Consider the following 25003-nt stretch of genomic DNA (forward strand, 5'->3'; position numbering starts at 1 on the left):
ATGAGTGAAGAAACTGCAGTATTACATTTTTCTACAGACGGGATTGCGACAGTCACGCTGAACCGGCCTGAAGTTCACAATGCATTCGATGAAGAATTGATCGAACGGCTTGCTGACATGTTCGACGATCTGGGTAATCAGGAAGGGGTTCGGGCCGTCGTGGTGGCCGCCGCTGGTAAAAGTTATTGCGCTGGTGCTGATCTGAACTGGATGAAGCGGGCAGCCGGTTTTACAGAAGAAGACAATCGTGAAGACGCCCTTTCCCTGGGTCGTATGCTCAAAAATCTTCAGGATATTCCGAAACCAACGATTGCGCTTGTTCAGGGTGCCGCGTATGGCGGAGGCCTTGGACTGGTGTCTGCCTGTGATATCGCGATCGGGGTCAAATCCGCGAAATTCTGTTTGTCTGAAGTGAAGCTGGGACTGCTCCCCGCTGTGATCTCGCCATATGTTGTTGAGGCCATTGGTATTCGGGCAAGCCGCCGATATTTTCAGACGGCTGAAGTCTTTGGCGCAGAAGAAGCGTATCGGCTTGGTCTTTTGCATGAGGTTGTTGATGATGTTCACCTTCTGGCGGAGGCCAGAGACCGCATTTTGGAAAAGGTGCGCGGTAATGCGCCCGGTGCCATGGCAGACTCAAAAGATCTGATTTATACCGTCGCGGGGCGTCCAATTGATCAGGATGTGATCAACGAAACTGCGGATCGGATTGCATCAAGACGGACGACAGATGAAGCCAAAGAGGGGATCGGCGCGTTTCTGGAAAAACGCAAAGCGTCCTGGAATAATTCCTGATAAAGGTAGGTTTACCGGTGTTTCAAAAAATTCTTATTGCGAACCGCGGCGAAATTGCCTGCCGTGTTATTGATACAGCCCGAAAAATGGGTGTTCGGACGGTTGCTGTTTATTCAGAAGCTGACGCGAACGCGCGCCATGTTCAGATGGCAGATGAAGCTGTTCTATTAGGTCCGGCGGAAGTGTCCGAAAGTTATCTGAAGGCGGATAAAATTTTGGAGATTGCCAAAAGAACGGGTGCTCAGGCAATCCATCCAGGCTATGGCTTTTTGTCTGAAAACGCTGACTTTGCAGAAAAATGTGCCGCTGAAAAAGTAGCGTTCATCGGGCCACCTGCGTCTGCTATTCGCGCGATGGGCTTAAAAGATGCGGCTAAGGCCATGATGGTGGAAGCCGGCGTTCCGGTTGTCCCCGGATATCATGGTGAAGGGCAGGATCCTGAGATGCTGGCGAAAGAAGCCAGCGCTATCGGTTATCCGGTCCTGATCAAGGCGGTTGCTGGCGGTGGGGGAAAAGGAATGCGCCGGGTGGACAGTGCAGCCGAATTTCCTGAGGCGTTAGCGTCAGCGAAACGGGAAGGGGCCAATGCATTCGGTGATGACCGCGTTCTGATCGAGAAATTTCTCACCAAACCACGTCATATTGAAATACAGGTTTTTGCCGACCAACAGGGGAATGCCGTTCATTTGTTTGAGCGGGATTGTTCTTTGCAGCGCCGGCACCAAAAAGTAATTGAAGAAGCCCCGGCACCGGATATGCCTCAAAGCATGCGCGATGCAATGGGGGCCGCGGCCGTTGCTGCGGCTAAAGCGATTGGCTACGAAGGAGCTGGTACGGTCGAGTTTATTGCAGACGTATCCGATGGCCTGAAAGACGATGGTTTTTATTTCATGGAAATGAATACCCGGCTGCAGGTTGAGCATCCGGTGACCGAGATGATCACGGGTCAGGATCTGGTAAGCTGGCAGTTACAAGTGGCGTTTGGAGAGGCCTTGCCATGTTCTCAGGACGCGTTATCCATTTCAGGCCATGCCTTTGAAGCCCGCCTGTATGCAGAAGATCCTGACAATGATTTCCTTCCGGCAACCGGACCCTTGCTGCGCCTTCGTACACCGGAATTAGACGATGGTGTACGGGTTGATACGGGCGTTCGTGAAGGGGATGCAGTCACTCCTTTTTATGATCCGATGATTGCCAAGCTTATTGTTTGGGGCGAAAACAGAGCTGTCGCCCTGCGAAAATTACAAGCGGCGCTTTCAAATTACGAAGTGGCGGGCCTTGCGACCAATCTGGAGTTTCTGAAAAACACGGCGTCGCACCCGGCATTTGCGGATGCAGATCTGGATACTGGTTTCATCGAACGGTTTCGCGATGACCTGGTTCCGAAAAAGACATCAGCCAGTCCCCGTCACATAGCGTTGGCGGCGCTGCAACTGCTCCTGGACGCAAGACAGGCTAACCAATCAAAAAAATCAGAGAGCACCGATCCTTATTCACCCTGGAATGATATCACGGCCTGGCGGTTGAACGATGCCGCCCATGTGGATTACACATTCGAGGGGGATGAGGGCGATATTCATGTGACCGTATTAGATGCTGGAAACGGCTTTCAAATGATGGTTGCAGGCGAAGAGTTCCACCTTTCGGGGGCGATTGAAGAGGACGGAAGTCTGCGGGCTTCGATTGATGGGCATATCGTCAGCGCAACCGTAGTTGTTGACAATACACGGATGATTGTCATCACCGATGGCAAACAGGTGGAAGTGAACCGAATTATCACGGATCATTCCGGAGATGGTGAAGAGGCTGGTGCCGGCGCTATCCTGTCCCCTATGCCTGGTAAGATTATTCAGGTCTCTGTCACGGCTGGAGATGCCGTATCAAAAGGTGACAGCTTGATTGTTATGGAAGCAATGAAGATGGAACATAGTCTGACGGCTGCTGTAGACGGGATCGTCAGTGACGTCTTTTTTGAAATAGGCGATCAGGTCGAAGAAGGTATCGTTCTGATCCGCCTTGAAAGTGAGGACGTCTAAGATGTCATATCCAACGTCTGTCAGATTATTTGAAGTCGGTGCACGTGACGGACTTCAAAATGAAAAAGAGGTTATTCCGACCGAAATTAAAATAGAGCTGATTGAACGCCTTGTTGAAGCCGGAGTGAAGGCAATCGAAACGGGTAGTTTTGTATCGCCCAAATGGGTGCCGCAAATGGCTGATACAGCTGATGTTATGGCGAAGGTTACGCGATATGATGACGTCATCTTTTCGGTGCTGACGCCTAACATGAAAGGGTATGAAGGGGCTGTTTCGTCGAAAGCGGATGAAATTGAAATCTTCAGTGGAGCTTCTGAAATCTTCAGTCAGAAGAATATCAATTGCTCGATTGATGAAAGCCTTGAACGGTTTAAACCCGTTGTGGAGGCCGCAAAAAAAGACGGTTTACCCGTGCGGGCCAGTGTCTCTTGTGCTTTTGGCAGTCCCTTTGGCGAAGAAATTACACCTGCCATGGTCGCTGACGTTTCCAAAAAGCTGTTTGATATGGGGGCTTATGAAGTGTCGATCGCCGATACCATTGGTGTCGGAACGCCTATTCGAACCAAACTCGTGCTGGACGCGGTCGCTAATGTCATTCCACTTGACGTAATCGGCGTTCATTTCCACGATACATATGGTCAGGCACTCGCCAACCTGCATGCCGCCCTTGAAGTGGGGATCACCCGGCTGGACAGTTCCGTCGCTGGTTTGGGGGGATGCCCATACGCGCCCGGGGCAACAGGCAATGTTGCCACTGAGGATATTGTATATATGTTGGATGGTATGGGAATAGAGAGCGGGATTGATCTGAACAAGCTTGTAAAAACCGCCTGGTTTATTTCTGATTTCCTTGGTCGGCCCCCTGTTTCCAGCGTCGCAAAAGCGTTAAAAAACAAACTGGACTAGGCAGAACCGGCAATCCGCGTTATTTAATAAAGATGACTGTACATTTAATTAAAGTATGCGTTGGGGTTAGCTCGATTGACCAGCTGCGCTCCACTCAGGAAAGACGTTTGATTGCGGGGCCACTGTGTCATGCGACAAAACAACGACCTCAGCGAGAGGCAGAGCTTCTTGATGGCGGGTCTCTTTACTGGATCATAAAAGGCAATATTGCTGTTCGTCAGAAAATCACTGAATTACAGCGCCTTATTGACCACGAAGGGGAAAAATGCGGACTAATTCTGGACCCTGAACTTGTTGAGACAGAGTTGGTCAAGCGGGGCCCTCATCAGGGATGGCGTTATCTGGAAGATGAAGATGCCCCCAAAGATTTGCGCGATCTGGTTGAAGAAGCAAACGAAGATGAAGACAGTGAAGGGGAGTTATCCCCGGAAATGGCTGCCGAACTCAGAGAACTGGGGTTGCTGTAACGCCGGCAGCCTGTGGGTTTCCTGTTAGCTGAGAAGCAGACTGTCGTCTGACAATTCTTCACCGTGGGTTTTTTCAAACATTTTGATCAGATCCGCTACATCCAAGCCATCGCGCTGGGTTCCTGAGACATCTAAAACAACACGTCCCTTGTGAAGCATGACGGTTCTGTCGCCATAATCCAGTGCCTGCCGCATGGAGTGGGTTACCATTATGGTTGTCAGGTTGTTTTCCCGCACGATGTCTCGGGTAAGATCCATGACAAATGCCGCTATGCGGGGATCGAGTGCCGCCGTATGCTCATCAAGCATCAGAACGCTGGAAGGTTGCAAAGACGCCATAAGCAGGCTGACTGCCTGTCTTTGGCCACCTGATAGTAAGCCAATTAAATCCCCCAGGCGGTTTTCAAGCCCTAGCCCCAGACGCTCCAGCTTGGTTCTGAACTCGTCCCGCATGGAACGTGACAATGCGCGTCCGATCCCTCGGCTTCGTCCTCTGGAGTAGGCGAGGGACATATTCTCTTCGATGGTCAGGTTTTCGCAGGATCCCGCCAGTGGGTCCTGAAAGACGCGGGCAACCAGTCCTGTGCGTTTTGGGGCAGGCCAGTTGGTAATATCCGTATCGTCTACAATTATCTTGCCGGTATCCACGCTCAATTCACCAGCGATGGCATTTTGAAGCGTTGATTTTCCGGACCCGTTTGATCCTATGACACAAACAAACTGACCCCTTGGGACGGACAGATCCAGTCCCGACAGGGCGCGTGTTTCCATCACAGTTCCTTTGTTGAACGTGATGTGAAGATTTTCACAGCGGATCATTTGGCCGCTCCTTTACGAAACAAGCGGCCAAAGCGGCTGCCCGGCAGGACAAGGGCGCAAGCCACCAGCAACGCCGTGACAAGTTTAAGATCCTGAGCTTCCAGTCCAATGAAATCAGCATTTAAAGCCAGACTGACGGCAAGCCAATAGGTGATTGACCCCAATATGCAGGCTAGCGTTGCGCGTGTAATTCCTTTGGGGGTAAGCAAAGCCTCCCCGCCAATGACGGACGCCAAGCCAATGACAATCACACCTACACCCATTGTTACGTCGGCGGAACCCTGACTTTGCGCAAAAACTGCCCCGGCAAAAGCAACGAGGCCGTTGGCCATAGCCATACCAAGCAAGATCATTTTGCCGTCAAAAATACCGTTCGCACGGGCCATTTTCGCATTGGCGCCAGTGGCCCGCATGGCAAGACCAATTTCTGATCCCAAAAACCAATCAAGCGAAAATTTGATCAACGCTGCAATAACAAGAAAAACAATGGGCATGAGCATGTAACTGCTGATACCCAGCATATTTGCCAAGTCAGCAAAGGGGGTCAGAATTGTCTCTTCGGTGATAAGGGCAATGTTCGGTCGACCCATGATGCGCAGATTTATGGAATAAAGCGCGATCATTGTCAGGATACTGGCAAGTAAATGAAGAATTTTCAGTTTTACATTCAGCCAGGCAGTAACAAAACCGGCCAGACACCCAGCGGCAATTGCAATCGCGGTCGAAAGATAGGGATTGTACCCCGCCACAATCAATGCAGCCGAGACGGCAGCGCCCAACGGAAAAGATCCATCGACTGTCAGATCCGGAAAATCGAGGATCCGAAAGGATATGAAAATACCGAGGGCGACCAAACCATAGATAAATCCAAGTTCAATCGCCCCGAGAAAAGCAATAAGGCTCAATTTATGACCCTAACGAGTGAATGTTACTTTACAACTTCTTTGGCTGACGCAACGATGTCTGCCGGTAGGGTTAGCCCCATTTTCTCTGCTGCCGTCGGATTGACAAACAGTTCCAGAATAGTGGGGAGTTCCACGGATAGATCTCCGGGATTAGCGCCTTCAAAAATCTTGGCGACAAGCTGTCCTGTTTGGCGGCCAACATCATAATAATTAAAGCCAAGAGCAGCAACAGCGCCGCGCTTCACACTGGCAGTATCGCCGGCAAAGACAGGAATCTGTGCATCAATACCAACTTTAACAACCGCCTCGAAAGCGGACACGATAGTGTTGTCCGTAGGAACATAAATGGCATCGGCCTTGCCCACGAGGCTGCGCGCAGAAGAAAGAACAGCGCCACTGTTATTGGCACCGGCTTTTACAATTTTCAGGCCAAGCGCGGGGGCTTCTGCCTCCAGTGCTTCAATCAATGTCAGCGAGTTGGCCTCGCCCGGGTTATGAAGCACGCCAACAGTTTTTGCGTTCGGCATGATCTGTTTAATCAGTTCCAGATGCTTCCTGATCGGTGACATATCCGATGTCCCGGTGATGTTTCCGCCGGGTTTTTCAAGGTTGCTTACCAATTTTGCGCCGACAGGATCAGTAACCGCAGTAAAGACAACAGCCTGACTTTTTGGTGCTTTGGCTGCAATAGCCTGGGCAGATGGTGTTGAAATCCCAACAATAACGTCTGGTTCAGCCCCGACAAATTTACTTGCAATCTGAACGGTGGTTGGAATGTCCCCTTGTGCGGTTTGGTGTTGAACCGTCAGGTTTTTCCCTTTTTCGTATCCCAGCTTTGCCAACTCATCGACCAGTCCTTTGTGGACGGCGTCCAGGGCAGGGTGCTCGACGATCGCTGTAACGGCCAGCGTTTTATCTGCTGCGAATGCTGCAGGCATGCCTGTAAAGGACGTTGCAATCAGCGCACCAAGTACAATTGATTTTAAAAACTTGCGTTTGTTATTCATCAGGTTTCCTCGAATTTTTTTATGGCCAATATTGTAGCGGATACTGCGCAAGAACAAAGGAGAATATGCAGAAGTTTTTGTCTTCTGCTCTGGTTTGTTAAGTAGCTAATTTACAAAGGCTAATTGGGTTTTATCCAAACGGCGGTATCGTGAAAGGCTGCCCCTCCGTTCGGTTTGGCGGCATCTGACCCAACTAATATATTAATTCCAACTTTTTCGATGAAGAATTTCCCAGGCCAAATTCCTTCAACAATTACGGTTCCAGGCTGCATGCCATCAAAAATTTCGACGTGGATGAGCACCGAGCCACGCTTGTTTCCAATCCGCACGATATCCTCTTTTGACACCTTCAATCGAGATGCATCCTCGGGATGGATCATTACGGTCGGCTTCTTTTCTTTCTTCAATGAAGAGGGCGTTGCCGTAAAGGATGTATTGAGGAAGTTACGAGAGGGCGCAGTGACAAGTCGGAACGGTGTCTCGTCTGTAGCTTTTTCAATAACGTCCCAGTGATCTGGAAAGGACGGCATTCCGGAAAAATCGGCTCCAATGCGCGACCAGTCTGCGGCGAAATGAAATTTTTTGTCTTTGTGACCAAAGCCTTTCAGATAGTGGGACTGTTCAAAAGAGGGTTGTGTGTTCTTCCATTTATCCTGACGGAGAGTTTCAACATCCGGCCACCCCGAGGCCTTGAGGGTTTCGTCGATAATTTCAAGAGGGGTCATTTCAAAGCCCCGGTGTTTTGCACCCAGCCGTTCGGCAAGGGCGCAGATAACATCATGATTGGAGCGGGCTTCCCCAAGAGGTTCGATAACTTTGGGGCCAAGCATAATATGGTTCTGGGCGCCGCCTTGATAAATATCATCATGTTCAACGAAGGTTGTCGCAGGCAGGATAATATCCGCCATCTTGGCAGTTTCGGTCATGAATTGTTCATGAACGGCAACGAACAGGTCCTCGCGGGCGAAGCCTTTATGTACTTTTGCAAGATCGGGCGCGACATCCATCGGGTTGGTACTTTGGATCAACAGCGCCGTCACAGGAGGGCCATCATCGCCCAAATCCTGCTTATTGCCAGTTAGCACTTCCCCAATCCGGGACTGGTCGAGCATTCTGACTTTGGGATTTACGACATCCAATCCTTCAATCAGCTTTTTATTCCAATGGTAGATTGCTGAATTGGTGTGTAATGCACCGCCGCCTTCATATTGCCAGGCACCGGTAACCGCCGGGATACAGCTTGCCGCATGCATGTTCACTGCGCCATTTCGGCTGCGCGAAAAGCCATAGCCTAAACGGAAAAAGGATTTTGGTGTGGTACCAACAAGACGGGCAAATTCCCGGATCTGTTCGGCAGGAACTCCTGAGATTTCCTCGGCCCATTCGGGTGTACGTGTTTCCAGATGCGCTTCAAATTCAGCATGGTTTGCCGTAAATTTATCCAGATAGGCGCGATCCGCCAGATTTTCCTTGAACAAAACATGCATAACCGCACAGGCAAAAGCACCGTCTGTTCCAGGTTTGACCATAACGTGCATGTCGGCAGATAGCGCAGTTGCGTTCCGATAGGGATCAATGACGACAATCTTGGCGCCCCGCTCTTTCCGGGCGCGGGTTGCGTGGGTCATGACATTAATCTGCGTATGCACTGCATTAGTGCCCCAGATGACAACAACGTCTGATTTTGCAATTTCAGTCGGGTCTGCTCCCCGATAGGCACCGGCACCTGCCATCCAGCCAGCGAAGGCTAGATTTACACAGATTGTTGAAAATTGGCCTGAGTAATTTTTTGCATGTCTGAGGCGATTGATACCATCCCGCATGACCAGTCCCATCGTTCCTGCATAGTAGTAGGGCCATATGGTTTCTGAACCGAACGCTTCTTCGCGTTTGTTGAATTCCTGAACAATGGTGTCGAGTGCTTCATCCCAGCTGATTTGTTCCCACTCTCCTGACCCTTTTGGGCCCGTTCTTTTCAAAGGGTGCAAAATTCGATCTGGATGATGGGTTCTTTCGGCGTAGCGTGCGACTTTCGCGCAAATGACCCCGGCGGTATAGCTGTTGTCAGAGGCGCCCCGGACGCGGCCAATTTCCTGTGGGCCCAGCCGCTCGATTTCAAGGGCGCAGGTGGATGGACAATCATGGGGACAGGCTGAGGCTCTGACTTCTATAGAATTTGCAGTTTTCATAGGGGTACCATTACATTTTTGCAGAAAAATCGTTTGCGCCGCATCGTTGTTTTATTTTGCAGACTAATGGCTTCGGAGTGGGGCCGCAATATCAGATTAAATTTGCGAAGCTGTTTTGTTGCAATTTCGTGCAAAGAGTCTGGCGTTAGCGGCTACTAAAAGATATATGCTTGTTTTGATTCTGATTACACGGGTGTACATCTGTCGATATGTTTAGGCGGTTCCTTAAAAGTGATGCGATTAAAGGCCTGGCAGGTTTACTTGCTGCGCTTTACATCTGGTTGGTTTATCGAACGAGCCGCTGGACTGTTATGAACGCAGGGCAAGCCCACCGATATTTGGCAAACGAAGACCCGTTCATACTGGCCTTTTGGCATGGTCGGCTTTTGATGATGCCGACGGTGGTTCTGAAAAAGTCTAAAGTTCATGTGCTTATTTCTCATCATGCAGACGGTGAAATTATTTCTCGGGCCATAGGACATTGGGGGCAGAAAAGTATCCGTGGTTCGACTTCCAAGGGAGCGCTTCCCGCGATAAAGGATATGCTGCGCGTCCTGAAAGATCGAGAAATTGCGGTTATTACTCCTGATGGACCTCGCGGCCCTCGCATGCGGGTTCAGGACGGCGTAATCAGAATGGCGGCTATGTCCGGAGTGCCTGTAATTCCGGTTTCTTTTTCGTCAACTCGCGGAAAATGCCTGTCGAGCTGGGACCGGTTTTTTGTTGCAAAGCCTTTTGGCAAAGGAGTTGTTTTGTGGGGAGACCCAATTCACGTGCCGCGCAAAAATGAAGATGGCGCTTATGACAACGCAAAAAAAGAAATCGAAAATCAATTAACTGAATTAACACAACAAGCGGATACTCTGTGCGGACAGGTTCCGGTTGAACCAGACGATTGCAGTCCATCTCAAGAATTCAAGAACAAGGTAACGTGACCACAATGAATTTGTTTATGTATAATAGCTTGTTGTGGCTTACCTCTCCCTTTGTAAAGGCGCATCTTAAAAAACGAATGGCTGACGGTAAGGAAGACGCAAATCGCTTTTATGAACGGTTTGGGGAACCTTCTCGTGTGCGTCCCGGTGGTCAGATTGTCTGGATCCATGCAGCCTCGGTTGGTGAGGCGATGTCAGCGCTGCCACTCATTCAGGCCTTGCTTCTTATCAAACCGGACCGTGTTGTTCTTTTGACAACCGGCACCGTAACGTCAGCCCGTTTAATGGAAGATCGTCTGCCAACGGGCGCTTTTCATCAATATATTCCCATTGATACGAAGGAAGCGGTTTGTCGTTTTCTGGACTATTGGCAGCCACAGATCGCGATCTTGATGGAATCGGAAATATGGCCTAACCTGATAAATCAGACTGCTGCGCGGCAGATTCCAATGTTGATGCTGAACGCGCGCATTACAACCTCTTCGTTTAATCTTTGGCGAAAAACGGGTGGACTGGCGAAGAAACTTATAAAAAAGTTCAAATACATTCATGCTCAGTCCGAAGTGGCAGGAGAGCGTTTGAAATATCTGGGCGCTGAAAAGGTTGAAGTTCTTGGGAACCTGAAATTCTGCTCACCTCCTTTACCGTTTGTAAAAGAGCCATTTTCGATTTTAAGACAGGCCCTTGATAACAGGAAGGTTTGGCTGGCTGCCAGCACCCACAAAGGCGAGGAAGCCATTGTTGCTGCGGCACATCTTGAATTGAGAAGCAAGATTAAGAGATTGGTGACCATTATCGTACCCCGTCATCCGGAGCGCGGTGATGAGATCATGGCAAAGTTGCAAGAGGCGGGTTTTAATGTTGCCCGTCGTTCTTTGGGTCAGGGGATTGCTGAAGATACAGAGATCTATCTTGCTGATACAATCGGTGAGTTGGGTCTGTTCTATCGTCTGTGCGATGTGGTCTTTATTGGTGGGTCGCTTGTGCCGAAAGGCGGCCAAAATCTTTTGGAGGCAGCCCGACTGCATTGCGCTATCATGCATGGTCCGGACATGAGCAATTTTGAAGAAATTGCAGAAGACATGAAAAACAGTAATGCTGTTGTGATGGTCAAGGATGGAAGTGAGCTTATTCATGCAACACATAGATTATTGTCTGAAACACGAATTCGCGGTGAGCTGGCGAGCAACGCAACTCAAGTCGTTAAATCGGGCGAGTCTTTGCTGGCCCACCTCGTGTCGGTTATCGAACGGGAATTGGTAGAGGCAAATAAGTGAGAGCACCAGAATACTGGATAAAAGGGTCGCAGTCGGTTTTACCAACGATACTGACGCCTTTCAGTATGCTTTACGCCCTGATCGATGGCATCAATCGAAAAATGACCAACACCCGATCTGTTGACATCCCCGTCGTCTGTATCGGAAATATTGTTGCTGGGGGGGCCGGAAAAACGCCAGTTGCGATCGAAATTGCACGCTTTCTAATCCATTCAGGTTGGTCTGTTCATTTTCTTTCTCGCGGGTATGGCGGAAAAGAAAAAGGCCCTTTGTGCGTTTCACTGGATGTGCATCGCGCAGAAGATGTTGGGGATGAGCCGCTCATTTTGGCATCCGTTGCACCAACATGGATAGCGTCCGATCGATATGCCGGGGCTACAAAAGCAGTTGAAGCTGGTGCTGATATAATTCTGATGGATGATGGCTTTCAAAATCGATCGTTGAAGAAGGATCTGTCACTTTTGGTTATTGATGCCGGATATGGGATCGGAAACGGTCGGTTGTTACCGGCAGGGCCCTTACGCGAAACAGTGGCCAGCGCCTTGCAGCGAACTGACGGTGTTATTGTGGTTGGCGAGAAGACCGACTTTTCGTTTTTAAAAGGAGTATCTGTACCGGTCTTTTCTGCCCGTATCGTCCCGCATGCTCTGCAAAAAGAACTGGTCGGTGAAAAGGTTGTGGCATTTGCCGGTATCGGTCGACCCCAAAAGTTCTTTGATAGTCTGATAGATGCTGGTGCTGAAGTGATTGAAGCACTCGAATTTCCGGACCACTACTCATTCAAGCGTGATGACATTATGAAACTTGTGGAAAAAGCAGCGCTTCACAATGCAGCTCTAGTGACAACACGGAAAGATTATGTTCGTTTGTCCGATGAAGCCCGCATGATGACAACCGTATTTGATATTGATTTGATGTTCGAACAGCCAGACCGTTTACAGCAGCTTCTCAAAGGTATTACGGGGAGCCGCGAGCATGCCTGAAAAAACAGGTTCGCGGATTTCGCTGCGCTATCGCATAGAGTGGTTGGCAGTCGTATTCTTTTTTTGGTTTTTCAAACTGCTTGGGCAAAAACGCGCTTCTTCATTTGGTAGCTGGATTGCCAGAAAAATCGGTCCGTATCTAAAAGCCGATAAAACGGCACGCAAAAATTTGTCGAAAGCGTTTCCAGACTGGTCGCCGGAAAAGCGGGAAGAGGTTCTGGATAGGATGTGGAGCAATCTAGGCCGCAATGCTGCAGAATTGCCGTTTATAAAGGATATGGATTTTCAGGATCCGGATGTTGAACTGGTTGGCGGAGATTACCTTGATGCGTATGTAAAAGCACCGCAAGCCGCATTTTTTCTGACCGGGCATTATGGTCCTTGGGAATTGACGATTGCGGCAGGAAAATACTGCAAAGTTCCGTTGAGTATTATTTATCGGGCGGCCAACAATCCGTTGGTGGATGCGTATTTCCAGCAAGAACGGTTTAGCCGCGACTACAGCTTTATTCCAAAGGGAACGGCTGGTGCCCGTGGGATTTTGAAAGCAATTAAGAAAGGCGAAGCCATCGCCCTGTTAAATGATCAAAAGCAGAATACCGGGCTTCCTATTCCGTTCTTTGGTCGCGATGCCATGACAGCGCCGCCTATTGCGGAACTCGCCTGTAAATTTGACCTGCCGATTTATCCCATACGGGCTGAACGCCTGGACGGTGGGAAAAAGAGGGTAACCGTGTCGGCACCCATTTTCCCACCATCGTCTGGAAATCGGGAAAAAGACGTGGTTGCATTGCTCACAACCATCAACGAATTATATGAACAATGGATAACTGAAAAACCTGATCATTGGTTTTGGGTCCATAATCGTTGGCCAGAATGATATATTTTAACCAGTTAATTTCATTTTAGCAGATTCGGCTTTTTTTGCTTTTACGGATGCGATGCGTTCCATGGCCAACAAGTCAGCAACTTCTGCTGTTGGGCGATTATCCTGGTCCGCCCGTTCAAAAATTCTCAAAGCAGTATCATAAATACCGGCCACTTGATCCATCGCTGACTGGCGATCAAAACGCGGCCCTTCGTGACTTATAATAATGATCCCGCCGGCATTTATTGCATAGTCGGGGGCATATAGAATATTTCTGTTTTTCAGCATTGCACCATGCTTGCTTTCGGCCAGCTGGTTATTTGCAGCACCGGCAACAACTTTCGCCTTCAGGGTTGGAATAGTGTCGTCGTTAAGGATCGCGCCCAAAGCACAGGGTGCAAGGACGTCCACATCCTGAGACAGTATGTCTTTAACGCTAACTGCCTTCGCGCCAAGCTCCTGAACGGCCCGGTTCACGGATTGATCATAGATGTCTGCAACAACAAGCTCGGCACCTGCGTCTTTAAGATGGCGACATAAACCGTAACCCACTTGCCCCAAGCCTTGAACTGCAACCGTCAAACCGGATAGATTTTCTCGTTTAAGCCGGTAATGAACCGCGGCTTTCAGACCATTAAACACGCCCCAGGCCGTCGCTGGAGACGGGTTGCCCACATTCCCTTCCGAGATCCCGGAAATATGAGGCGTAACCTGTCGGGCAATTTCCAGATCACTGACACCGATCCCCACATCTTCAGCAGCAATATACTGCCCGTTCAGACTATCAACCGCTTTACCAAATGCTTTGAACAGTGCCTCGGATTTATCTTTATGCGAGTTTGCAATGATGACTGATTTGCCGCCGCCAAGGTTAAGGCCCGCCAGCGCTGATTTAAATGTCATGCCGCGAGACAGACGAAGGACATCTTCCAAGGCTTCATCATCGCTTGCATAAGGCCACATGCGTGTCCCTCCAAGGGACGGGCCCAGCGTCGTGTCATGGACCGCAATAATTGCCTTTAGTCCCGACGTCGCGTCGTTATAGAATAAAACGGCTTCGTGGTCATCGTAGCCTTTGGATGCAAATACAGACATAATTTTCCTCACCGCCAATAAAAACTGGTTCTCTCCCTGATAGAAATGGTTGGTCAGGGAGATTAAAAATCAACGGTTTTTGAGGAATGTTTCGAAATTCGCAGGAAGATTACGTTTTCCATTCGAAAGACATAATATTAGTTGCGTAAAAGGGAACTGTTTGCGCAATTTTAATTTTGATGATTTTGAAGAGGTGAAGTGATTTTACGGGAAAAATTGTGATTCAAGACGAAAATACTGTCCTAAAGGCGCTTATTGACTGTTTCCGCGATGGCAAGGCTGGCCGTTAAACCCGGACTTTCTATCCCGAATAAACAGATTAAACCGGGTATTTGGTGGTCTGCTTCACTTAAAATCTGAAAATCCTGAGCACTGCTTCCGGGGGATTGGAGCTTTGGCCGGACCCCGGTATAGCCGGGCTGTAAACTATCGTCTTTCAGATCGGGGTAATATCGGCGTATGGCTTCATAAAAGCCGTGAGAGCGGCTTTCGTCCAGAGAGTAGTCGACGGTGTCCACCCATTCTTGATCTGGGCCAAATCGAATTTGCCCGGCCATATCCAACGTTACATGGATCCCCAGACTTGCCGTGTTCGGGACCGGATAAATCAAATGTTTAAAGGGAGAGGGAAAAGATGCGGTAAAATAGGTTCCCTTTGCCAAATATCGGTTCGGTATAAATTCTGGAGACAATCCTGAAATTCCATGTGCAACCGATTGTGCGCCCAAGCCTGCCGAATTTATCAATCTTTTGCAGCGCAATTGATTATCGCCGCTTGTCACCAGAAAACCCCCGCTGATGACTTCGGCCTTTGAAAAGGGGGCATGATAGGCAATTGCGCCCATGTTAGACTCAATCTCTCCGACAAGGGAGAGCATATATTGATGTGTATCGATAATACCGGTCGAAGGTGAGAGCAGTGCGCGTTCACAGCGCAGGTGCGGTTCCAGAAGCGAGACTTCCTTCTTGTTGATAAACTTTAAATCCTGAACGTTATTGTCTTGGGCTTTTTTCAAAATACTCTCAAGAACGTCACATTCTTCGGGCGTTGTTGCGACAATCAGCTTACCGGTTCGTTTGTGCGGAATATTGTGACTTTCGCAATATTGATAGAGCCGGAATTTCCCCTCGACACATAATTTGGCTTTTAAACTGTCTTTTGGATAGTAAATCCCTGCGTGAATAACTTCGCTGTTGCGGGACGAAGTTTCTTCGCCAAAGTGGCCATTTTTTTCAAGGACGAGGACATCCTGATCGCTTAGGGCCAGAGAGCGGGCGATGGCCAGCCCAATAACACCAGCACCTACAACAATTGTTTCAACATCATATTCCATAGGTTGGTGTTACCATCTATTCGCAAGGGGTCAAGTGAAGGTTTATCCTACCTTCACAAAAGCTTTATCTGCCCAGCATATCAATGTTGATCGCATTCTAATATACTGCCCGGTATGAATACTCTCTTTCGCCCCTTATTTTTGATATCGATCTGCACCGTTCTTTTTTGTGCGGTTGCTGTTAGGGCTGATCCTGGTTTCTGGAAATATGAGTGGCCGAAAACAGATTTCTCTAAAACCAGTGTGGATTTTAAGGAAATATTCTCTGGTGGGCCGCCAAAGGATGGCATTCCGGCAATTGATAATCCAATTTTCAAACCGATCGCTGAGATCAGCGATATCCAGCCTACTGAACCCGTTATTGGCGTTGTCGTGGGACAGGCTGCGAAAGCCTATCCGCTTCGGGTCCTGATGTGGCATGAAATCGTGAATGATACGATCGCGGGCATTCCGATTTCAGTTACCTTTTGCCCACTTTGTAATACATCCATTGTTTTCGACCGACGGATCACCCACCCGGAAAAGGGTCCTCTCGTTTTGGATTTTGGGACGACCGGTAAGCTTCGTAATTCCGATCTTGTCATGTATGATCGACAAACGGAAAGTTGGTGGCAGCAGTTTCTGGGCGAGGCAATTGTTGGAGATTTACTGGGACAAAGCCTGAAGATGCTCCCCGTCAGAATCGAATCTTTTCAAAAATTCAAGACCCGAAATCCGGAAGGTCTGGTTTTAATCCCCAATAATATCAGTATGCGTCAATATGGTCGTAATCCTTATGAAAAGTATGACAGTTCCCCGACACCCTTTTTATACCGCGGGGCCATGCCGGATAGAGTTGCCCCTCTTTCCCGGGTTGTTGCCAGTGACGGCCAAGCTTGGTCACTTGAATATTTACAAAAGGTCAAACGTGTTGAGACGTCCTCGGGGCTGGTTATTATTTGGGAAAAAGGGCAGAATTCTGCGCTTGATGCAAGTGTAATCGGGGAGGGGGTTGATATCGGTAATATCACCGTACAGCGGCAGGACGGCAATAAAATGGTTGATGTTCCCTACACCGTAGACTTTGCTTTTGCGCATCACGCATTTCGTCCGGAAATAGAAATTATAACCGACTGATTTCTATTTTTATTTTGTCTTAATTGTTCCTGAAAGTTTCGAAAATTATCTTGCTTGTCATGGCTTTGAGCTTGGTTTAAGTCTCTTAAATCAGCATGGGGAGTGCTGATTTGAGTGTCTGACAATTTCACGTGGAGTTCATGGTGTCCGTTACTGTTGAAGAGGCAAAGCCTGAAAACAACGCGCAGCCCACTCGGGCCCATATTATTGTTATTGGAAATGCCAAAGGGGGATCCGGCAAATCCACAACAGGTATGCATGTTATTGTTTCTTTGTTGACCCTGGGATACCGGGTCGGCGCCATTGATCTGGACGGAAAACAGAAGACACTGGGCCGGTATATTGAAAACCGACAGGATTTTATCTCGAAAAAGAATATTGACCTGCCGATGCCAGCCTTAAAAGTGATCGAACCCAGTGAAAAGAAAAATCTGGATGAAGCGCAAAGCGACGAAAGAACGCGTTTTGTGTCGGCGTTGCAGGAGCTGGTATATGCAAATGATTTTGTCGTTGTAGATTGCCCCGGTGCAGATAGTTTTATTTCAAAGTTGGGCCATTCTTTTGCAGACACACTTCTAACACCGATGAACGATAGTTTTATTGATCTTGATCTTTTGGCCAAAGTTGATGAAGCAACGTTTGAGGTGGAGCGGCCCAGTTGGTACTCTGAAATGGTATGGGAACAGCGTAAACGCCGCGCACTGATCGATAAACACCAGATCGATTGGGTGGTCATGCGGAACAGATTGTCTCACACGGATGCGCACAACAAACGGCATATCGAAAAAATCCTGGAAAAACTGGCGGAACGTATTTCGTTTCGCTCTGCTCCCGGATTTGGTGAGCGGGTTATCTTCCGTGAACTGTTTCTGAAAGGATTGACAATGCTTGATCTGCAGAAAAAAGGCGTGGGTATAAAAATGTCCATGAGCCATGTCGCCGCCCGTCAGGAAGTGCGACATTTGATAAAATCACTCAATCTTCCGGGGGTCAGCGATAAAGCCGAACAGCTTTAGGGCGCTTTGTTACGGTTCATAAACTGTAAAATTCGAGCAATATTTTCTCGGGTTGGAGCGGTAATCGGCTTTACTATTGCTTGAGGCCGACAAAAAATCCAAATTTGTGATGAATGCACACTGACAATTTTTGTATTTTAAAACAGCCGTTTAGGCCGATGATCAAGAAAATTTTACGCAAAATACCTGCCAAATTTAACCTGTATATCTAATATTAACGTTTAAACGATATACATAATAAGTATCAGCGATGCACGTAGCATCGGCAACATGTCCCGTTCCTTTTGTTGTATAGGTCCGGCTGAAACTTTAGTTAAAAGGAGGAGCGTATGTTTAGCTTTAACAACCCAATTAAACGTGATTTTCGCATGCGCTCTGTCATTTCTTTTGGACTTTCAGTGCTAGTACTTGCGGCGATGATGGTTTCATTTCAAGTGACAGACGCATCTGCCCAAAATGCCTGTTTTGAGCGGGGAGCATTGATAAAACACTTGGACGGAAAATTCAGTGAAGCACCGGTCGCCGCCGGCCTTGCTGCAAACGGAAGTGTTCTGGAAGTCTTTACCAGCCCGGATGGTGTAACCTGGACGATCGTGCTTACGCAGCCAAACGGCGCGACATGCGTCATGGCATCAGGCGAGTCCTGGATGGGCATTCCAATGCCTAAAAAGGGTAAAGTCAGCTAAGTCCCAAAACGTAAGGGTTTAATAGATGATGGCAGGCGCCTTGTTGATCAGGGCGCCTGCCTTCCTTTATTCGGGTATGAATTCGATACCGGCAGCCGCAAGGTTGGTTTTCATGTCCTGTTTGACAGCGTCAAGATCTACCAATGTGGCAGCCTCACATCTGGCAACGAGAACGGCCTGGGTATTGGACGCCCGTAAAAGCCACCACCCCCCCTGTGTGGAAACGCGGACACCATCAATATCAGAGAAATCAGCCCCGGCCTTTTTGAGGATTGCCTGCAATCTCTCAACGGCCGCAAATTTTTCTTCATCAGGACAGGGGAAGCGTATTTCCGGTGTATTGATCATTTTTGGAAGTGCATCAAACATTTCATCAAGCGTCTGATCCGTCTGTCCCAACAGATTTAACAGGCGAAGCCCGACATATATGGCATCGTCAAACCCGTAAAAATGATCGTTATAAAAGATATGACCACTCATTTCGCCTGCGAGCGGGGCAGACAGTTCGGCCATCTTGGTTTTAATAAGCGAATGACCCGTTTTCCACATCACGGGCTTGCCGCCCATACGGGAAATTTCGTCAAAAAGGCTTTTGCTTGCCTTGACATCCGCAATGAAGGCCGCGCCCGGCTGATTTTTAAGGATTTCCGTTGCCAAAATCGCTAACAACTGATCGCCCCACAGAATATTTCCGCGACTGTCAACGACACCGATACGGTCCCCATCCCCATCAAATGCAATGCCCAAATCCGCGTTCATGCCTTTCACGGTTCTGATGAGGTCCTGAAGGTTCTTTTCGACCGTCGGGTCCGGGTGATGATTGGGAAACGTGCTGTCAATTTCTTCAAAGAGTAAAATATGTCGGCCACTTAGTTTGGATACGACTTTTTTGAGTGCCTCTCCCGTGACTCCGTTCCCGCAATCCCAGACAACCGTGAGGTCACTTGGGAACCTGTAATCTTCAAGAAGCCTTGCCACATATCGTTCAAGGAGCGGGTTGTCGCTTACCGTACCGTTTTTGCGGGTCCAGTTTCCTTCAGCGGAGCAGTGTCCCAGATCCTGAATGTCCTGTCCGAAAAACGGTTTGCCCTCCATAATCATCTTAAACCCATTATGATCTGGTGGATTGTGGGATCCGGTAATCATAATGCCGTTTTGAGTATTTAATTCATAGGTCGAATAATACAGCATGGGGGACGGGCCCATACCAATACGAATAATGTCAACACCAGTAGACTGAAGGCCGCTTACCAGTGCCTTTTCCAGATCGGGTGACGTGGCGCGCCCGTCATAGCCCACGGATACAACAGAACCACCTTTTTCCTGCATCATCGTACCGAAACTACGGCCAATGGCCTCCGCATCGTCTAAAGAGAGGGTTTGACCGACAATTCCGCGAATATCGTATTCTCTAAGAATAGTGGGATGAAACGTATGGCGTTGCATGTTTTATCTTTCGTTTGTTTTAGGCCTTTTGGGTGGCATGGGGGCGGCCGACACAACTATACTGAATGCCAAGGGAGGCCATTTCTTCGGGTTCGTAGATGTTTCTCAGGTCAACAAGTATGGGCGACTTCATCAACGACTTGATGCGCGTGAAATCCAAGGCCCGGAATTCATTCCATTCGGTGATGATAACTACGGCATCTGCATTTTCCAGTGTGTCATAGCTATTGTCATAAAATACCACATCGGAAAGGAGCTCTTCCGCTTCTTTTCGGCCTTCCGGATCATAGGCGTGAATGTGCGCACCAGCCTTCGACAAAGCCGGTAAGATGTCGAGACTGGGGCTTTCGCGCATATCATCCGTATTCGGTTTAAAGGTTAGCCCCAGAACGGCGATTTTTTTACCATCCACCGAGCCTCCACAGGCAGAAATTACTTTTTCCGCCATTTGCAGTTTGCGTTTTTCGTTTATCTCAATCACCGATTTGACAATTTGCAAAGGAGCGTCATTTTCCAGGGAGGTCTGGTACAAGGCTCTGGTGTCTTTTGGAAAACAAGAACCTCCAAAACCCGGGCCGGCGTGAAGGAATTTCCGACCAATACGGCCATCGAGACCAATGCCTTTTGCGACATCGTGAACATCGGCTCCAACCTGTTCACAGAGGTCTGCCATTTCATTGATAAAGGTGATTTTAGCGGCAAGAAAGGCGTTGCCCGCATATTTTGTAAGCTCGGAACTTTCAAGAGATGTAAAGAGTAGGGGGGTTTGTATAAGCGACAATGGGCGATAGATCGCTTCCATTACTTTCTGCGCTTTCTCTGATGTTGTGCCGACAACAACCCGGTCCGGGCGCATAAAATCTTCAATGGCGGCACCTTCTCTAAGGAATTCAGGGTTTGATACGACATCAAACATATCGGCGGCGCAATGCTCAGCAAGGATAGCCTGGACTTGTTTGCCGGTCCCTACAGGCACCGTCGATTTATTGACCACCACGGTGTATCCGTCAATGGCCTCTGCTATTTCTTTGGCGGCTTCAAAGACAAAGGTCAGATCAGCTTGACCACCGCCTCTGCGGCTAGGGGTGCCCACACCGATAAAAACAGCCTCTGACTGTGCAACAGCATTTCTCAGGTCTGTGCTAAAGGAGAGACGGCCCGCTTTTACATTCTTTTCCACCAAGGCTTCAAGACCCGGCTCGAAGATCGGAATTTGGCCGTTGTGAAGGGCATCAATTTTGTCTGTATTTTTATCGACACAAATAACTTCGTGCCCAAACTCAGAGAAACAGGTTCCGGAAACCAACCCGACATAACCGGTTCCAATCATTGCAATACGCATCTCTTAAATCCTTTTGGAATAGGGCGACGGCGCGCTGTCTTATAGGTCAGCCGCCATTTTTCGAATAATATCTTCCATTTCGTGCGACAAATCACTTCGGTTCAATGCAAAAGCAAGATTTGCGTGCAGGAAGCCGATTTTGTCGCCACAGTCAAAGCGGGTGCCGTCAAATCGTAGTCCGTAAAAACTGGTTGATTTCAGCATATCAGACATGGCATCCGTTAATTGAATTTCATTACCTGCACCACGCGCCTGATTTTCCAGAATATTAAACACTGTGGGTTCCAGAATGTAGCGACCGATAACCGCTAAATTAGAAGGTGCTTTCGACGGGTCCGGTTTTTCAACCAATGCTTTTACTTCTACTTTTTTGCCATCATCATATCCGGGGCTAATAATGCCATATCGAGATGTATGAGCATGGGGGACTTCCATCGCGGCCAGAATATTGCCGCCATCCATTTGTTCCCGGGTTTCCATCATTTGTGCGAGGCAGGGCTTTTCACTCAGGATCAGGTCGTCCGCCAGAATGACCGCGAACGGTTCGTTGCCAATGTAGCGTTTTGCGCACCAGACAGCATGACCAAGCCCTTGTGGTTCCTGCTGTCGGATATAGGCCACTGATCCTGTTTTGGGCAGGCCGTTTTGCAATTCTTCCAAAACATCAGTTTTACCGCGTTCGTTTAAAACGCTTTCCAACTCATAGGATCTGTCAAAATGATCCTCAATGATGACTTTCCCGCGACCGGTCACGAAAATAAACTCTTCAATGCCAGCTTCACGGGCTTCATCCACCGCATATTGGATCAGTGGTCGATCTACGATCGGCAACATTTCTTTAGGCATGGCCTTCGTTGCAGGAAGGAAGCGTGTTCCCAATCCCCCTACCGGAAAAACTGCTTTACGTACTTTTTTGATCATGAAAACCCCTCTATCATGATGTGGTGCGTTTTATGGCATTCAAGCACTGGACATGCAAGAACACATCTTACCCCTTTGTCAGGATATCTTTAGCCTGATTAATTTTAGCGGCCATATAGGACGAACCATTATGGTCTGGATGAAATTTTTTCATCAAACGTTTATGAGCCGCCTTAATCTCCTCTTTGGTTGCCCCTTTGTCCAGTTCCAGTACCTCTAATGCTTCGGCTTCGCTCATATCTTGCGAATATGAACCTGTCGTTTCTTCAGAATTGGCATGATCTTGCCTAAAATTTGTTTCTTTTTCGTTATCAGCGAAGCGGCGGTCCATATAGGTTTCCAAAATAGACCGGCTTTGAGCATCATCACTTAATTCTTCGAGCAGGTCATTCAGCTCCCGCGCGTTCAGATCCGAGAGGTTTTTGTCTTTATAGTTTCCTTGAAGGACGAGCCCATCCATATCCCCGCTATCATGATCAAGAACGGCATGTATCCAATCGGTCTTTACATCAGATTGATTGCCAGATGATGGTTTCCGGGCGCCTAAAAAGGACCTGTTGCTAAGCAAAAAGATGGCAGCAGCTGCAAGAGGAGGGGCGTAGGCGAAACGGCCTGTGAAAACGAAAAAAGTTGCGACGACACCCAAAATAATTGCGGCAGCAATCCTGATTGAGCGAATGATGGTTTTGGGATTCGCCTGTGCGACAGCATTTGCCCCTATTATCAGGCCAACAATCAGGGCGACACCAATTATAAAATATCCGAGCATGTTTTATTGTTACTTGATCTGGTTGGATAATAAAAGGATTTCTCCTCCAGCGTTTTTGCTGTAGTCCCGTAGGGCTTTTTTCCCGCCGGCTGCGAAGATCGCTACAGCTTTAAGCAGCGACCTGAGATAGGCGGCACTACCGGCATCGAACCGGCAAAAGGCGCCGTTTGTTAACCGACAGATCTGTTTAAAGCAGGCTTCGGCAATCGGGTCATAACCTTCCTGAAAAATGAACACAGGGACCCCCTTCATACCAATTTGACCTGCAAGATGGCATAGATGGTCCACATCTTCTTCAATGCTATCCCCAACATAAACCAACGCATTTACGGGTTTTTCGGTTGTTTGTTTCAAGGTGTGCTTCAGGACTTTTTCGATTTGAGTCTGACCGCCAAGACAGCTGACTTTCGAAAGCGGCCGGGTCAACGAACGGCTATCCTGGGTCCAACGGGTTGCTTTAAACTCTCCAAAGCCACGGAAAAATGCGATTTGCAGCTCCAGCTTGCCAACCTCTGCTGCGGTGTTGAACATTTCTCGCTGCAGATGGCTTGCCTGATCCCAAGTTGGTTGCCTGCTGGCTGTTGCGTCCAAAGCAAAAATTAACCGCCCGGCGTTACCTGATTTTGCGGGGGCAGGTGTGTTCGCAACTTTATCAAGAAAGGCTTTCACATTTTGCTCAGCCTCTTTATTGGCTTTATCCAGATTTTTCGCCATGACTTCCCAAGATTTTTTTGGATATTCTTATCTATAGTTAGGCGTATAAGATAATAAATTCAAATCACTTAAGCCGTTTAGAACAACTCAGTGGAAAAAAATGCAAGAAAAACCATTCTGGTGGGAGGCCGCCGCACCAATTGAAACTGACAACCAACTTCCAGACAGGTCGGTTGATGTTGCAATTGTCGGGGGTGGTTATACAGGTCTGAATGCCGCGCTGACCCTTTTGGACGCGGGAAAATCAGTTGTTGTTTTGGAGGCCGAAAAGCCGGGTTTTGGGGCGAGCGGTCGAAACGGCGGGATGATCGGTTATATGCTGAAGCCCGGGCTGGGCGGATTGCAGTCTCAATATGGCGCGGAGAAGGGCTGTGCGATTGCAGTTGAAGCGGTTAAATCAATTGATCACGTCCAAGCCGTTATTGCACAAAATGATATTGACTGTGATCTGACAATGAACGGACGTCAATATCCGGCTGTGCTGGAAAAACACTTGAAATCAATGGCCAAAGAAGCCGAATTGCGGATGAAATATCTGTCGGTTGACGAACAAATTCAAATCGGCGACGGCTATAAAGAGGATGTCAGTACAGACTTATATGTGGGCGGAATACAACAAGCCCAGACAGGTGGTTTGCATCCGGGAAAATATGTAAAAGGTCTGGCCAACGTGGTTCTCGCCAAGGGGGGAATTATTGTCGGCGATTGTCCTGTTGGCGGCCTTAAGAAAGAAAGCTCTGGTTTCTCCATTACAACACCGTCAGGTCATTTGAAATGCAGTGAAGTTTTAATTGCAACGAACGGGTATGGCGGTAACCTCACGCCTTACTTGCAGAAAAGGATCATGCCAATCGGAAGCACGATGATTGCCACGGAAGTGTTGGATAAAGAGCGTGTAAAGTCCTTGTTCCCGACGTCACGGATGATCACAGATAGCCGGAATATGTTGAGTTATTATCGTCCTTCGCCGGATGGCCAGCGGGTCCTTTTGGGCGGGCGGCCTTCCATACTGCCGGCAAGCCCGGCGGTGCAGGCCCGTGCTTTAAAGAAAAGACTGGCTGAAATATTCCCACAGCTGGCGACAGTTGATATTTCGCATGTCTGGTCTGGATATGTTGCCTATGGCTTTGACGCATTACCCGTAATCGGTAAACACGAGGGGCTGTATTTTGCGATGGGATATTGCGGGTCGGGGGTCGCCATGTCAGGGTATTTAGGACATAAAGTGGCCCTGAAGATCCTTGGCCAGTCAGAAGGGGATACAGCGTTTGACGATTTGCCGTTCCCTACACGGTTTTATTATAATGGCAGGCCCTGGTTCGTTCCTGTTGCGATGGTTGGTTACAGCCTTCGGGATCGATTTGGGTTTTAGCAGG

General features: G+C 48.6%; 23 protein-coding genes. 12 read left to right on the forward strand and 11 right to left on the reverse strand.

The genetic code is table 11. The features are described from left to right. The 4 genes from OIR97_RS06480 to OIR97_RS06495 are packed head-to-tail and all read left to right on the forward strand — an operon-like array spanning position 1 to position 4205. The gene (locus tag OIR97_RS06480; RefSeq protein ID WP_169544766.1) at positions 1-795 is read left to right on the forward strand and encodes an enoyl-CoA hydratase-related protein; all 795 of its coding nucleotides are present in this window, start codon (positions 1-3) and stop codon (positions 793-795) included. Between the two features lie 17 nt (positions 796-812). After that, positions 813-2831, forward strand: coding sequence for an acetyl/propionyl/methylcrotonyl-CoA carboxylase subunit alpha (locus OIR97_RS06485; RefSeq protein ID WP_169544767.1), 2019 nt, complete (start codon positions 813-815; stop codon positions 2829-2831). A 1-nt stretch (position 2832) separates the two neighbouring features. Further along, entirely contained in the window at positions 2833-3738 is a 906-nt protein-coding gene (locus OIR97_RS06490; RefSeq protein WP_169544768.1) for a hydroxymethylglutaryl-CoA lyase, read from the forward strand. A 32-nt stretch (positions 3739-3770) separates the two neighbouring features. Then, positions 3771-4205, forward strand: a complete 435-nt coding sequence (locus tag OIR97_RS06495) for a DUF1489 family protein (RefSeq protein WP_169544769.1) — start codon at positions 3771-3773, stop codon at positions 4203-4205. Between the two features lie 24 nt (positions 4206-4229). Here OIR97_RS06495 and OIR97_RS06500 read toward each other — a convergent pair whose 3' ends face one another. The 4 genes from OIR97_RS06500 to OIR97_RS06515 all read right to left on the reverse strand — a co-directional run bounded on the left by OIR97_RS06500 (position 4230) and on the right by OIR97_RS06515 (position 9125). Beyond that, positions 4230-5024, reverse strand: a complete 795-nt coding sequence (locus OIR97_RS06500; protein WP_169544770.1) for an ABC transporter ATP-binding protein — start codon at positions 5022-5024, stop codon at positions 4230-4232. Further along, positions 5021-5929, reverse strand: coding sequence for an ABC transporter permease (locus tag OIR97_RS06505; protein WP_169544771.1), 909 nt, complete (start codon positions 5927-5929; stop codon positions 5021-5023). Before OIR97_RS06505 ends, OIR97_RS06500 begins: the two co-directional genes overlap by 4 nt. Positions 5930-5952: 23 nt before the next feature. Further along, positions 5953-6936, reverse strand: a complete 984-nt coding sequence (locus OIR97_RS06510) for an ABC transporter substrate-binding protein (RefSeq protein ID WP_169544772.1) — start codon at positions 6934-6936, stop codon at positions 5953-5955. 119 nt (positions 6937-7055) lie between these two features. Next, positions 7056-9125, reverse strand: coding sequence for a molybdopterin-dependent oxidoreductase (locus OIR97_RS06515; protein WP_169544773.1), 2070 nt, complete (start codon positions 9123-9125; stop codon positions 7056-7058). 209 nt (positions 9126-9334) lie between these two features. On the opposite strand from OIR97_RS06515, the gene OIR97_RS06520 reads away from it, so the two are divergent. From OIR97_RS06520 to OIR97_RS06535, 4 genes are read left to right on the forward strand one after another with little or no spacing between them, the layout of a single operon-like run. Beyond that, positions 9335-10060 carry a lysophospholipid acyltransferase family protein gene (locus tag OIR97_RS06520; protein WP_169544774.1) on the forward strand — a complete coding sequence of 242 codons (726 nt, stop codon included), beginning with the start codon at positions 9335-9337 and terminating at the stop codon, positions 10058-10060. A gap of 17 nt (positions 10061-10077) precedes the next feature. Next, positions 10078-11337: a 3-deoxy-D-manno-octulosonic acid transferase gene (locus tag OIR97_RS06525; protein ID WP_169544775.1), complete on the forward strand. Its 1260-nt coding sequence runs from the start codon at positions 10078-10080 to the stop codon at positions 11335-11337. Further along, complete coding sequence (gene lpxK / locus OIR97_RS06530) at positions 11334-12320, forward strand: tetraacyldisaccharide 4'-kinase (protein WP_169544776.1); 987 nt, start codon at positions 11334-11336, stop codon at positions 12318-12320. Before OIR97_RS06525 ends, lpxK begins: the two co-directional genes overlap by 4 nt. Next, positions 12313-13200, forward strand: coding sequence for a lysophospholipid acyltransferase family protein (locus OIR97_RS06535; RefSeq protein WP_169544777.1), 888 nt, complete (start codon positions 12313-12315; stop codon positions 13198-13200). The genes lpxK and OIR97_RS06535 overlap by 8 nt, the downstream gene beginning before the upstream one ends. 6 nt (positions 13201-13206) lie before the next feature. On the opposite strand, the gene OIR97_RS06540 is transcribed toward OIR97_RS06535, so the two are convergent. Next, entirely contained in the window at positions 13207-14283 is a 1077-nt protein-coding gene (locus OIR97_RS06540) for a Leu/Phe/Val dehydrogenase (protein WP_169544778.1), read from the reverse strand. Between the two features lie 242 nt (positions 14284-14525). Continuing rightward, complete coding sequence (locus OIR97_RS06545; RefSeq protein ID WP_169544779.1) at positions 14526-15617, reverse strand: NAD(P)/FAD-dependent oxidoreductase; 1092 nt, start codon at positions 15615-15617, stop codon at positions 14526-14528. A 114-nt stretch (positions 15618-15731) separates the two neighbouring features. Between OIR97_RS06545 and OIR97_RS06550 the strand changes: the two genes are divergently transcribed. The 3 genes from OIR97_RS06550 (at position 15732) to OIR97_RS06560 (ending at position 18435) form a co-directional block, all read left to right on the forward strand. Beyond that, positions 15732-16733, forward strand: coding sequence for a DUF3179 domain-containing protein (locus OIR97_RS06550; RefSeq protein ID WP_169544780.1), 1002 nt, complete (start codon positions 15732-15734; stop codon positions 16731-16733). Positions 16734-16873: 140 nt separating this feature from the next. Next, on the forward strand, positions 16874-17749 hold the full coding sequence (locus OIR97_RS06555) for a division plane positioning ATPase MipZ (RefSeq protein WP_169544781.1): 876 nt from the start codon (positions 16874-16876) through the stop codon (positions 17747-17749). 329 nt (positions 17750-18078) lie between these two features. Beyond that, complete coding sequence (locus tag OIR97_RS06560; RefSeq protein ID WP_169544782.1) at positions 18079-18435, forward strand: hypothetical protein; 357 nt, start codon at positions 18079-18081, stop codon at positions 18433-18435. A gap of 66 nt (positions 18436-18501) precedes the next feature. Here OIR97_RS06560 and pgmG read toward each other — a convergent pair whose 3' ends face one another. The 5 genes from pgmG to OIR97_RS06585 form a co-directional block, all read right to left on the reverse strand. After that, complete coding sequence (gene pgmG / locus OIR97_RS06565) at positions 18502-19881, reverse strand: phosphoglucomutase/phosphomannomutase PgmG (protein ID WP_169544783.1); 1380 nt, start codon at positions 19879-19881, stop codon at positions 18502-18504. Between the two features lie 19 nt (positions 19882-19900). Beyond that, positions 19901-21223, reverse strand: coding sequence for a UDP-glucose dehydrogenase family protein (locus OIR97_RS06570; protein ID WP_169544784.1), 1323 nt, complete (start codon positions 21221-21223; stop codon positions 19901-19903). 39 nt (positions 21224-21262) lie between these two features. Then, positions 21263-22144, reverse strand: coding sequence for a UTP--glucose-1-phosphate uridylyltransferase GalU (gene galU / locus OIR97_RS06575; protein WP_169544785.1), 882 nt, complete (start codon positions 22142-22144; stop codon positions 21263-21265). A 67-nt stretch (positions 22145-22211) separates the two neighbouring features. Further along, a complete protein-coding gene (locus tag OIR97_RS18695; protein ID WP_281355293.1) occupies positions 22212-22913 on the reverse strand; it encodes a DnaJ domain-containing protein in 702 nt (233 codons plus the stop codon). A gap of 9 nt (positions 22914-22922) precedes the next feature. Next, the gene (locus OIR97_RS06585; protein ID WP_169544786.1) at positions 22923-23627 is read right to left on the reverse strand and encodes a VWA domain-containing protein; all 705 of its coding nucleotides are present in this window, start codon (positions 23625-23627) and stop codon (positions 22923-22925) included. Between the two features lie 100 nt (positions 23628-23727). Here OIR97_RS06585 and OIR97_RS06590 point away from each other — a divergent pair, with 100 nt between their 5' ends. Then, positions 23728-24999, forward strand: coding sequence for an NAD(P)/FAD-dependent oxidoreductase (locus OIR97_RS06590; protein WP_169544787.1), 1272 nt, complete (start codon positions 23728-23730; stop codon positions 24997-24999). Positions 25000-25003: the final 4 nt, after the last annotated feature.

This window comes from Sneathiella aquimaris, from assembly GCF_026409565.1.
In the GTDB taxonomy this organism is placed as follows: Bacteria; Pseudomonadota; Alphaproteobacteria; order Sneathiellales; family Sneathiellaceae; genus Sneathiella; species Sneathiella aquimaris.

Coding starts and splice junctions, on each gene's coding strand:
- OIR97_RS06490 (WP_169544768.1), top strand. CDS start 2,833: ATGTCATATCCAACGTCTGTCAGATTATTTGAAGTCGGTGCACGTGAC.
- OIR97_RS06500 (WP_169544770.1), bottom strand. CDS start 5,024: ATGATCCGCTGTGAAAATCTTCACATCACGTTCAACAAAGGAACTGTG.
- OIR97_RS06540 (WP_169544778.1), bottom strand. CDS start 14,283: ATGTCTGTATTTGCATCCAAAGGCTACGATGACCACGAAGCCGTTTTA.
- pgmG (WP_169544783.1), bottom strand. CDS start 19,881: ATGCAACGCCATACGTTTCATCCCACTATTCTTAGAGAATACGATATT.
- galU (WP_169544785.1), bottom strand. CDS start 22,144: ATGATCAAAAAAGTACGTAAAGCAGTTTTTCCGGTAGGGGGATTGGGA.
- OIR97_RS06585 (WP_169544786.1), bottom strand. CDS start 23,627: ATGGCGAAAAATCTGGATAAAGCCAATAAAGAGGCTGAGCAAAATGTG.
- OIR97_RS06495 (WP_169544769.1), top strand. CDS start 3,771: ATGACTGTACATTTAATTAAAGTATGCGTTGGGGTTAGCTCGATTGAC.
- OIR97_RS06535 (WP_169544777.1), top strand. CDS start 12,313: ATGCCTGAAAAAACAGGTTCGCGGATTTCGCTGCGCTATCGCATAGAG.
- OIR97_RS18695 (WP_281355293.1), bottom strand. CDS start 22,913: ATGCTCGGATATTTTATAATTGGTGTCGCCCTGATTGTTGGCCTGATA.
- OIR97_RS06510 (WP_169544772.1), bottom strand. CDS start 6,936: ATGAATAACAAACGCAAGTTTTTAAAATCAATTGTACTTGGTGCGCTG.
- OIR97_RS06555 (WP_169544781.1), top strand. CDS start 16,874: ATGGTGTCCGTTACTGTTGAAGAGGCAAAGCCTGAAAACAACGCGCAG.
- OIR97_RS06590 (WP_169544787.1), top strand. CDS start 23,728: ATGCAAGAAAAACCATTCTGGTGGGAGGCCGCCGCACCAATTGAAACT.
- OIR97_RS06525 (WP_169544775.1), top strand. CDS start 10,078: ATGTATAATAGCTTGTTGTGGCTTACCTCTCCCTTTGTAAAGGCGCAT.
- OIR97_RS06570 (WP_169544784.1), bottom strand. CDS start 21,223: ATGCGTATTGCAATGATTGGAACCGGTTATGTCGGGTTGGTTTCCGGA.
- OIR97_RS06480 (WP_169544766.1), top strand. CDS start 1: ATGAGTGAAGAAACTGCAGTATTACATTTTTCTACAGACGGGATTGCG.
- OIR97_RS06550 (WP_169544780.1), top strand. CDS start 15,732: ATGAATACTCTCTTTCGCCCCTTATTTTTGATATCGATCTGCACCGTT.
- OIR97_RS06520 (WP_169544774.1), top strand. CDS start 9,335: ATGTTTAGGCGGTTCCTTAAAAGTGATGCGATTAAAGGCCTGGCAGGT.
- OIR97_RS06560 (WP_169544782.1), top strand. CDS start 18,079: ATGTTTAGCTTTAACAACCCAATTAAACGTGATTTTCGCATGCGCTCT.
- OIR97_RS06515 (WP_169544773.1), bottom strand. CDS start 9,125: ATGAAAACTGCAAATTCTATAGAAGTCAGAGCCTCAGCCTGTCCCCAT.
- OIR97_RS06545 (WP_169544779.1), bottom strand. CDS start 15,617: ATGGAATATGATGTTGAAACAATTGTTGTAGGTGCTGGTGTTATTGGG.